The sequence below is a fragment of the Chitinophaga sp. genome (assembly GCF_039596155.1).
Taxonomy (GTDB): domain Bacteria; phylum Bacteroidota; class Bacteroidia; order Chitinophagales; family Chitinophagaceae; genus Chitinophaga.
Window position 1 is genome coordinate 17,024 of record NZ_JBCNKF010000054.1, and the last position, 10,333, is coordinate 27,356.

Genomic DNA, 10,333 nt, shown 5'->3' on the forward strand with positions numbered 1-10,333 from the left:
ATAAGACGTATGTGGACAGGTCTTATTGTGATTGTAAATAACCCCTTAAATTTTATTTATGAAAAAGTTGTTATTCTGTACTGTATTGTTGTTTTCTATTGTGTGTTGTTCAAAGACGCCTGCTGATACTGCTTCTGATTCTGGTACCGTTTCGGGTACTGGCGCTGGATCTGGTGCAGCTTCTGGTTCTAATTCTAGTTCAAGTGCTGGTTCCTGTACGTATAAAGGTCATACACTTTATCGGGGTTCTCAAGGTGGATGCTATTACTATAGTGGAAATACAAAAGAATATGTAGACAGATCTTATTGTAGTTGTCTTTAATCTCTTATTTATGGCCTGGACCTATCGAAAACGAATCAAAGTTATCCCCGGCGTTCATTTAAACATCAGCAGCAAAGGCATCAGTACTAACATCGGCGTCAAAGGAGCCAGTGTTACATTTGGTCATAACCGCACGTATGTAAATTCAGTACGGGGCAGACAGCAGGTATCACCGGGAAAGCCGGCTTTGCCTGTACCTAAGCCTGCGTTGCCGGAACGTAGCCCGGAAGTATTTACGATGCCGCAAGGCAATATTTTTAGTCTGGCTCCTACAGAGATTACGAGCCAGGATATGCAGGGAGTCAAAGACACCATCATCGCTGCGCATCAGCAGAGAAAGGAGCTACAACATGACCTGGATCATATCAGCCTGGCTTTGAAGAAATCGAAATCCCAGCTTACGCTGAGTTATGTTTTTTTGTATGGCTTTTTTGTGAGATCAGTTTCTAATCGTATTAAAGAACGAATTGCGGCGCAACAAACTGCGATTGATGAAATCACGCAGGAGTTGGTGAAAAGCAGGATGGAACTGGATGTTTCTTTTGATGCTGATATCCTGCAAAAATATGAATCCGTGAAAGCTGCTTTTCAACGGTTGTCGCAATCTAATCAAATCTGGGATGTGACCAGTGCGGTGGCGGGGAACAGGAGCGTGACCAGATCTGCTGCATCTACGCTTTTGGATAGGAAGGAAGTAAGGATCGGGATTAAACCAATTGAAGACATTCATTCCAACTTTGAACCTTTATGGTTCAACAATGCGAATGGTGCAGATCTTTATTTCTACCCAGGCTTTATCATCATGTACGATACAAAAGACCGGTTTGGTGTCATTGACCTAAAGGCATTACAATTTCAGTTCCACCCGGTCAGGTTCATTGAAAGAGGGGTCGTACCACCTGATGCTAAAGTGATCGAATATACCTGGAATAAGGTCAATAAGAATGGTGCGCCGGATAAGCGCTTTAGGGATAACTTCCAGATCCCTATCGTGAGGTATGGTGCGATTACTTTACGGACAGCCTCAGGAGTGAATGAGGAGTATCAGTTTAGTAATTATGAAGCAACGGAGGCGTTTGGCGCGGCTTTTATTGATTTCCAGCATGTGATGAAGGGAATGTGATAGGGGAGGATGTTTATCCTCCCTTTTTTGCAGTAAAAAATATAGTAATTGTAAGTGATTGATAAACATGATGTTCTCGTCTATATATCAGAGATTCAGCTTCGCCAGGCATTGGGTATGTAGTATTTATTCATAAATCGCTTCTAGTATGCCAATTACTTTCACATTATCAGCGTCCTCTTGGGAAAGTTCGATGGGTTTATATGACGGGTCATTCGACAAGGGAAGTAACTTAATAGTGATATGTTCCCATTGTCCATCCTCTGCTTGTCTTTTAGTGCTTTCATATTTTTTTACAGTATAGCCTGCTCCCATATCAAAATCATCCTGCAGTTCCGCATATTGTACCAAAACGATTTTCCCTTCTCTTGATCCACCTTTATATTCCCGGAATAGACATGTTGCACCATTCGGAATAATTTGATTCATTGATTCGCCCCGCACAGTGCATGCGAAAACATCTTTTGAAGATGAATGGCCTTTAGGAAGTGGGAGATAACCAAGCGGCTTAATTCTTTGCTGTTCACTGAAGCTTCCTGCTGCAGCAGTGAGATTATAAAATGGAACAGTAAATTGATCATTTTTTTCATGCAGCGAAGGAATGGAAACTGGTTTGTCAGCTCTTTTTATGTACTGCGCAAAGTAATCTGCTAAATCCTTGTCACATACATATATATAGGTTCCATTCATCCCTCGTTGTAGTAAAGTAGTATAAATATTAATAATGAAATTTTTGAGGGTTGCGTTATCTATGCCACTTTTACCAACAGTATCATAATAGTTTTCTTTACGGATAACAATTTCGTTCTTGTCTTTATTATAGGTAATTTCTTTACCAAAAATAACTCCAGCATAGTTTAGATCATATCCTTGTACTGTATGGATACATCCAACTTCGTCAATTGCATTCTTTGAATTAATCCAATCACTTAGTGTACGATTCCAATATAAGGAGATATTGTCTATGATGATATCTGGTTTGTTCTTATTTTTTTTAGAATGCCACTTCCACGCATATCCTGCGGTCAACCTTGATAAGCCGATTTCATCGTCTCTACTTTTAATTTTATCTACAAAATCCCTGAAGGAATCAATCATTAAAAAGTCATATTCTTTGCTAGCGTAAACTGCAGTACCTGGTTGTAATGTACAGTTAAGCAGATTGTGAATATGGGAAACATATTTAGTACCACCTTTTAATCTCAGCTGGTGACTTAATGTAATAGTGGTGCTGTTGGAATAAGACTTTAGAAGAAGGAAGTCATTTGGAAGAATATCGGATGGACGAACACTTTGAAATTTATCGTAAAAAAGAATGAGTTTTTGGGTTCTGTCTTCCTTCTGAAGCCATTGTAATTCAGTACTTGACTCCTTATCAAAACCCAATAATGCACACGCTGTGTCAAAGTCGTTAAAGTAACTACCTAGCAGCTTTCTTCTGCGCAAGCGATGCGCTTCATCAACTAATACAATATCAAATTTTTGTTTTGATATTTCATGAGGTGCAACTACCATGCTCTCATGTAGCCCTTCAATATTATTAAATACCTTTTTAAGTGTGCCACGAAAAGAACTTACAGGAACTATCAATGCCATTTTAGGAGATGGGAATTTCTCTTTTAGTGCTTTGACAGTTGCTAGAAAATTGATATCATCAAGTTCCAGGGATGCAAAGTTGAATGCTGAAATATCAGTATGCATCAACTTGAATAGGAATATATTCAAGATGGTTTTACCTGTACCAGCTCCTCCTTCGACGATGATATTTCTCTTTGAATCGTCGAGAAGCGTTTTCATTATTCTCTGTAAGCTTTTTGCCTGGCCTTTGCTAAGACTTTTATATGGTGAATATTTAAAGAGATTTCTGTTTTTTATATAGTCCAGAGACTTTAATACAATTTTTCGGCCCATTAGCTCCTGCCAAATAGCCCGAAATATCGGCTCGTATACAGTGTCTTTCTGGTAGTAAGAATGGTTTTTGAGACCGATATTAGCATTAACCAGTTTGTGGCCTTTATCACCGGAGAAATATTGGATAAGATTTGATTCGATATCGAGTGTGGCTGATTTATTAAATCTTCCGCAGGTAATAAGGAATAGCTGTGTTAGCTTACTTTTCAGGTCGTTTTTTAAGTGTTTGGCGAAACGTTTGTAAACATCTTGAGTCTCACCGATATACGCAACTTTTTCGTCGTGTTCATTTCTTCCTGTCAAAATATATATTAAAGGCCAGTTGTCCTTGATATAGGGTACCTGCTCAAACGGGTTATTCAGGATCTCTTCATTGAATGGAAATTTATGGATGTGAAGCGTGGAATTATTACTCATAGTTCATTATACTTTTTCGCAGTACCCCTGGCTTTTTCTACGGGGTATTTTTCGGCATTTTTTGCAATTTTTTCAAGCATGATCTCTTTCAGATCAAATCCATATTTCTCTGCCAGCAGAAATGAATAGAGGAGCACATCAGCCAGTTCTTCCCGGACTTTTTCCTGGTTTGCATCCGCAGCGTTCTTCCAAAGGAATAACTCAAGTAATTCCCCCGCTTCCACATTGAGAGCAAGAGCCAGGTCTTTTGCATTGTGAAATTGTTCCCAATCACGCTCGTTTCTAAATTTTAATAACTCCTGGACAATAGTATCAAAATCGTTCATATTAATTATGGGTGTAGCTCAATGAAAATAAAGATATTGATTTTTTAGGGTTATGGTTAGATGGATAATCCGGTGTTTTTCCGCATCCCGCAAAATAATTTCCCGATCCGTCTCGGTCATGCGGCTGATATTCAGGATTTTTGTTAGCGTGGTTAACCATAACCATTTCTATATCAACTGATAAGGGCGGAACAACATGAATAAAAAAGCGCAGCCAACAGCGAAGAAGGGGAAATCCTGGCGGGCAAAACTCAATGCCTGGCTACATTTATGGCTTGGATTAGCATCCGGTATTGTTGTGTTTATCGTAAGCATTACGGGTTGTTTATTTGCGTTTCAGAAAGAAATTTCAGAGAAGGTGCATCATGATATCCTTTTTGTACAGCCTCAGCAGAAAGCGACCCTGCCTATCAGTACTTTGATGGATTATGCGCAGAAAGCGCTGGGCCCGGAGAAGAAAGTCAATTATATCACTACTTTCAAGGATAAGGATAGAGCGTGGGAGTTTATGACCTATATGAAGGGAGACCCTTCAGCTATTACTTATTTTGGCGGGGTAAAATATTATGAGGCTGTTTTTCTGAACCCTTATACGGGGGAAGTGGTTGGTCATCACGACTTTAAGTATGACTTTTTCGCTATCGTGAAAATGATTCACTGGAGTTTGTTGCTGAATGGAGCGGTAGGTGAGCAGATTGTGGGATGGAGTGTATTGATCTTTGTGATATTGTTGATCACTGGTTTGATCCTTTGGTGGCCGAAGAAATGGACGAAGGCGACGAGAGAGCAGAGTTTTAAGATAAAGTGGAAAGCGAGTTTTAAGCGGGTGAATTATGATCTGCACAATGTACTGGGCTTTTATGCGATGGCGATTGCACTGGTATTGGCATTGACAGGATTGGTGTGGTCGTTTAAGTGGTTTCAGAATACGGTATATGTGGTGGCAGCCAGGAGTATTACGCCGCCGGCGCATAAAAATGGGGTGTCAGATACGACGTTGGCAGGTACGCCACAACGGGGATTGGATATTGCTTTTGAGCGTTTGCAGCATGAGATGCCGGATGTAAAGCGGATTGGGTTGAGTGCACCTGATACCGGCAAGGCAGCGGTGGTGTATATGTCTGCTTATTGGGGGAATGAGGTGTATTATGACAGGGATGATTTTCAATTTGATAAGTATACAGGGAAGATGTTGGCCAGGGTGACGAAGAAGGATAGGAATGCCGGGGAGCGCCTGATCCTGATGAATTATGATATTCATGTGGGAGCGATAGGTGGAATCATTGGGAAAATTATTGCTTTTATAGTGAGTTTGATTTGTGCGAGTTTGCCGGTGACAGGGTTTATTGTTTGGTGGGGAAAAGGGAAGAAGAAAGATAAGAAGAAGGTGAAGGTGGTGGAGAAAGTGGTGCCGGCGGCGGTGTAGGATGGGGGAGAGGTGCAGGTGAGGGATGGATAAAAGGGAGTAGGTGATAGGTAACAGATCTTGGGTAATAAGTGGTTAGGTAACGGGTGTTGGGTAATAGGTGCCAGGCAACAGGTGGTTAGGTAACAAGTGGTAGTTAATAGATGACAGGTAACAAGAGCCAGGCTACCGCTAACAGAAATAGATTATACATAACAGATTATAGATACCAATACTGGGTCCTGTCTACAACAGGGCCCTTTTCTATTAAAAGTGCACTATCTTTAGCCGCATAAGCAAAACGTACGCTGCATGAAATATTTCTATCGAATAATCCCCCTGATAGGACTTTTTGCCTGTCATGGACCTGAGCAGAAGCAGGCTGCTACATCGGATTCCTTAGCCATTAAAAGCATTGATTCGGCAAGCATTGCCCGTGACATCACTGTATTATCTTCTGATGTTTTCCAGGGCCGTAAACCTTTTACTATTGGAGAAGACAAGACAATCAAGTTCCTGGAAGACCGTTTCAGAGAGATCGGGTTACAACCGGGTAACGGAAACAGTTATTTCCAGGAAGTACCCATGGTGGAACTGATTCCCAAGCCCAGCGGCCCGTTGGTCATTAAAGGGAAGAGTGGTAGTATCAGTCTTCCTTACCTGGATGAATATGTGATAGCGACCCGCAGGGTGAAAGAGAAAGTAACTGTGGATAACTCTGAACTGGTGTTTGCCGGTTTTGGAATTGATGCACCGGAATATAAATGGAATGACTATGAAGGACTGGATGTAAAAGGGAAGACGGTTGTGGTGATGGTGAATGATCCCGGCTTTTATGACAGCACTTTATTTAAAGGCAGGACCATGACTTACTATGGTCGCTGGACTTATAAATTCGAAGAAGCGGCCCGTAAGGGTGCGACCGGCGTTATTATCATTCACGACATCCTGCCTGCGAGTTATAACTGGGGTGTGGTGAGAAGTGGATGGTCCAAACCCAGACTTGACCTGCAGACGGAAGATGATAACATGTCAAGAGCAGCGATGGAAGGTTGGATGACGCTGGAGTCTGCCAAAAAAGTGTTTGCACTGGCGGGCGTACCCTTTGAGGCGACCATCGAGAAGGCAAAGCATCCTGGGTTTAAGGCGGTACCACTGGGGGTGACTACCAGCCTGGAGATTACGAATAAGATCAAGAAGTCGACCTCTCATAATGTGATTGCACAATTGCCGGGGACTGACAGAAAGAATGAATACATCATTTACTCGGCACACTGGGATCACCTGGGTGTGGGTGAAGCGATCAACGGCGACTCCATTTACAATGGTGCAGCCGATAATGCCAGCGGTACAGCGGCGTTGTTAAGTCTGGCGACGGCTTTCAAAAGTTTACCGCAGGCGCCCAGAAGGTCTGTTCTCTTTATCGCGCTGACAGGGGAAGAGCAGGGATTGCTGGGATCGGAGTATTATGCTACGCATCCTTTGTTCCCGGTGAAGTCTACCGTGGCGGATATCAATATGGATGTGATGAATACTTTTGGCCGTACTACGGATATTACGATCATTGGAAAGGGGCAATCGGAACTGGATGATTATGCAGAGCGGGCGGCGAAGAAGCAGGGTAGAACGATTATTCCGGAGGCGAATCCGTCCGGTGGCTGGTTCTTCCGTTCTGACCATTTCAATTTTGCGAAGGTGGGCATTCCTTCTCTTTATCCAGGAGCGGGTGAGCACTCATTACTGCATGATTCCGCATGGGTGCCCAACCATAGGGCGGCTTATGGAAAGAATAGATATCATTCACCATTTGATCAGTTTGATGATACGTGGGAGTTGTCAGGGATGGTAGAAGATATCCGGTTCCTGTTTGATGTAGGAGAGACGTTGGCGAATGAAGAAAAGTTCCCCGAATGGCGGAAGACTTCGGAGTTTAAAAGTAAAAGATAATAACTTGCAGCCGGCTTTGATCAAAGCCGGCTGTTTAATTTATATGCATATGGAAAGAACAATTGCTTATTATTTAAAAGGGAGTGAGGATTTTGTAAGTGAGTACCTGGTGGAGTTGGAAGTAGGGGAGATTAATAAGATCTGGGAAGCAGAGGAGGGGGATCCGGAATATTTGAATATTTACCAGGTAGGAGCGGCACAGAAAGCGGCGGTGGAGAAGTTGTTGGGGGAGAAGCTGGATTTGAATAAGTATGATTATTATTTGGAGACGCACCAGGGGTAGGGATCTGATGAGGTAGATGGTAGATGTTTTTTCATTTGGAGATGTATCAGGAGTAGGGCTTGATGAGGTGAATGGAGGATTTGTGGTAAATGTATTTCCATTTGGAGATGTATCAGGGTGAAAGCTTGATGACGTGAATGGAGATGTTTGGTAATGTGTGTTTTTCATTTGAAAACGTATCAGGGGATGGCTTGGGTGGAGTGGATGGAGGATTTGTGGTAAATGCTTTTTCATTTGAGGATGCACCAGGGTGATGGGCGGATGTGGTGAATGGATATTTTGAATAATGTGTGCCTTTCATTTGAATATGCGTCACCAATAAATGTGGATAAGCTGATATGTGCTTGTACGTTTTTAACAGCGCCTACCTCCCTGTTGATAAATGTGGATAACTGTCAGTTCAAGAAATGATCTGATAGTTAAGACTTTATATTACCTATCCCCGGCTATAGCAATATGGGATGAAAGATTCCATATAATGAAAACGGAAGTATTTATAGAAGGCCGCGGCCTGGAGGAATTGTATTGGTTTCTGGAAGATAAAGGGCTGGACCTGGATGTAAAGTATCACTTTAATCACTGGCTCTTATCTGCTGAAATAGCGGGAGTTAAGTTGAGTGGTGAAAGAGAAGACATCTTTGCAGTACTGTTAGATTATTATGAAGGAAGAAAGGGTAAGGATGTGTTAGTGACCATTGATAATAAAGCGCAAATCTCATTTAAGGATCAGGAAATAGCTGTACTTAAACAGCAGATCCTAACCCCTTGTTGATGGGGAGTAAGTTTGTTATCCCCGGTTTTATGTAAACCTACTTGTGAACAAGGTGCTTCAGGCATACATTTCATTCGTTAATCCCGGAGAAGTGTGTGAGTTACTTTGTAATAGCACGTTATGAAATAGCTATTGTATTGCGTATATTTGCTATATAATAATACCTATGGAGCAACCAACTATTTTTGGGAAATCCTTCGGAACGGCAGTTCGGGAAGGGAGGTCAATATGTAGACTTTTTAGCGGAGCGCGGGTGGTCTGACATTGACGAGCCACATGATACTATGAAATATCTTTTATAGAGCATCTTTCGCTCACTATACATCCTATTTTTCCTTATACCATGAATGCACAAGTTATCTACCTGCTCGTTTTTATTTTAGGCGTTGTAATGGCCATCTGGATGCAGAAACGTTTTTGTATTCTTTGTGATGCCAGCAACATAGATCCTAAACCATTCAGTTATGCCAGATTACAATTACTCTGGTGGACATTTATCATCCTCGTTTCTTTTATCAGCATTCTTGCTGCTACTGGCAAGATGCCAACTTTTGACACTTCCACTTTATTACTCCTGGGTATTGGTGCACTTACTACGGCTTCTGCCCGTATTGTAGATGTGGCTGATGATACCAAATACAATGAAGCTGTCACAGAAGCTTCGGAAGGTAAAGAGGCCGTGCCGCCAAAGAATTCCAAAGACATGAAGAGTGAAGGCTTCTGGCTGGATATCCTGTCAGATAAGACAGGGATTAGTATTCCGCGTTTCCAGGCAGTGGTATTCAACCTGTTTTTCGGGATCTGGTTTATCTGGAGAACCGTGATCAATCTGCAACAGGCAGGGTATAATTCTACGGATGATATCATTGACAAGATCATGCCTATTATACCTATGAATAATCTCATTTTATTGGGTATCAGTGCGGGTACGTATGTGGCGCTGAAGTCTTCCGAAAACAAATAGTATGCGGGCATTACCAGAAAGGCAATTGGAATTTCTGCAATTACTGAAGCAACAGCCCCGGTGGATAACGGGGCCGTTGCATATGCGGGGGATCAATGATCTGTTGGCTTATCTTATTATGGACCTGGGGAATGCTGTAACAACGGTACATTTTTCCCTGGAGGAGGAGAAGCAGTTAACGATGGTAGCGAAGCATGTGGATGCAGTGGCTTTTGAAGCGCGATTACATGAGGGGGAGAAGATCTTTTTCCATGTGATGCTGATCGCACTTTGTGAGGCGGTGACAATCCGTATTGATCAATTTATGTTGCAGGCATTCCAGGGAGAGTGTACGTATAGTTTGTTGGAAGAGCCTACCCGGGCAGAGCTGACGACGAAGTTTAAACTCCGGAAAGATGTGTTGGGAGAGTATGAGCTGGACTTTGCCTCGCTTAGTTATGGGGCGCAGCAACTGGCTTATCTCAGGCCGGGACTGAAAGTGGTCATTGAGCAGACGTATGGGGAGCGGCAGCGGAATGTGTATTGTTATCCGAAAGGCGTGCTGGATTATATGGATTATAAGCTCAACCTGATGGGGAGTTTTTATCAGTATATTTTTTCCAGGCAGTATATGGAAGGGGAGATCGGAGGGTATCGTTACCGGATTGGGATTTGTTTGGGAAGTACAGGGCGGGTGAGGACGTTTACGAACTACCGGGAGTTAAAGGGAGGGAATTCGCTGGAGGAGGGGATTTTAAAAGGGTTGATGATGGGGATAGCCGAGGCGGCGAGAGAAGAGGAGATGGAGGTGGTGGTGGGGAAGAGTGTATTGTTGAAGAAATTATATTGTATAGCGGCGGTGGAAGGGGAAGTGTTTAATTTTT

General features: G+C 42.5%; 9 protein-coding genes. 7 read left to right on the forward strand and 2 right to left on the reverse strand.

The features are described from left to right. Nucleotides 1-332: 332 nt before the first annotated feature. Nucleotides 333-1,445: a DUF4236 domain-containing protein gene (locus tag ABDW33_RS30590; protein WP_343693889.1), complete on the forward strand. Its 1,113-nt coding sequence runs from the start codon at nt 333-335 to the stop codon at nt 1,443-1,445. A 126-nt stretch (nt 1,446-1,571) separates the two neighbouring features. Here ABDW33_RS30590 and ABDW33_RS30595 read toward each other — a convergent pair whose 3' ends face one another. Beyond that, a complete protein-coding gene (locus ABDW33_RS30595; RefSeq protein ID WP_343693890.1) occupies nt 1,572-3,773 on the reverse strand; it encodes a DNA/RNA helicase domain-containing protein in 2,202 nt (733 codons plus the stop codon). Beyond that, entirely contained in the window at nt 3,770-4,099 is a 330-nt protein-coding gene (locus ABDW33_RS30600; protein WP_343693891.1) for a nucleotide pyrophosphohydrolase, read from the reverse strand. Before ABDW33_RS30600 ends, ABDW33_RS30595 begins: the two co-directional genes overlap by 4 nt. A 196-nt stretch (nt 4,100-4,295) precedes the next feature. Here ABDW33_RS30600 and ABDW33_RS30605 point away from each other — a divergent pair, with 196 nt between their 5' ends. From ABDW33_RS30605 to ABDW33_RS30630, 6 genes are all read left to right on the forward strand, one after another. Then, nucleotides 4,296-5,525 (forward strand): PepSY-associated TM helix domain-containing protein, encoded by a 1,230-nt coding sequence (locus ABDW33_RS30605; RefSeq protein ID WP_343693892.1) that lies wholly within the window; start codon nt 4,296-4,298, stop codon nt 5,523-5,525. Nucleotides 5,526-5,816: 291 nt separating this feature from the next. Further along, nucleotides 5,817-7,451 (forward strand): M28 family metallopeptidase, encoded by a 1,635-nt coding sequence (locus ABDW33_RS30610; protein WP_343693893.1) that lies wholly within the window; start codon nt 5,817-5,819, stop codon nt 7,449-7,451. A 49-nt stretch (nt 7,452-7,500) separates the two neighbouring features. Continuing rightward, on the forward strand, nt 7,501-7,734 hold the full coding sequence (locus ABDW33_RS30615) for a hypothetical protein (RefSeq protein WP_343693894.1): 234 nt from the start codon (nt 7,501-7,503) through the stop codon (nt 7,732-7,734). A 478-nt stretch (nt 7,735-8,212) separates the two neighbouring features. Then, a complete protein-coding gene (locus tag ABDW33_RS30620) occupies nt 8,213-8,506 on the forward strand; it encodes a hypothetical protein (RefSeq protein WP_343693895.1) in 294 nt (97 codons plus the stop codon). A gap of 343 nt (nt 8,507-8,849) precedes the next feature. Continuing rightward, nucleotides 8,850-9,470: a hypothetical protein gene (locus tag ABDW33_RS30625; RefSeq protein WP_343693896.1), complete on the forward strand. Its 621-nt coding sequence runs from the start codon at nt 8,850-8,852 to the stop codon at nt 9,468-9,470. A gap of 1 nt (nt 9,471) precedes the next feature. Continuing rightward, nucleotides 9,472-10,333 (forward strand): hypothetical protein (locus ABDW33_RS30630; RefSeq protein ID WP_343693897.1); only part of this gene is annotated, 862 nt, incomplete at its 3' end.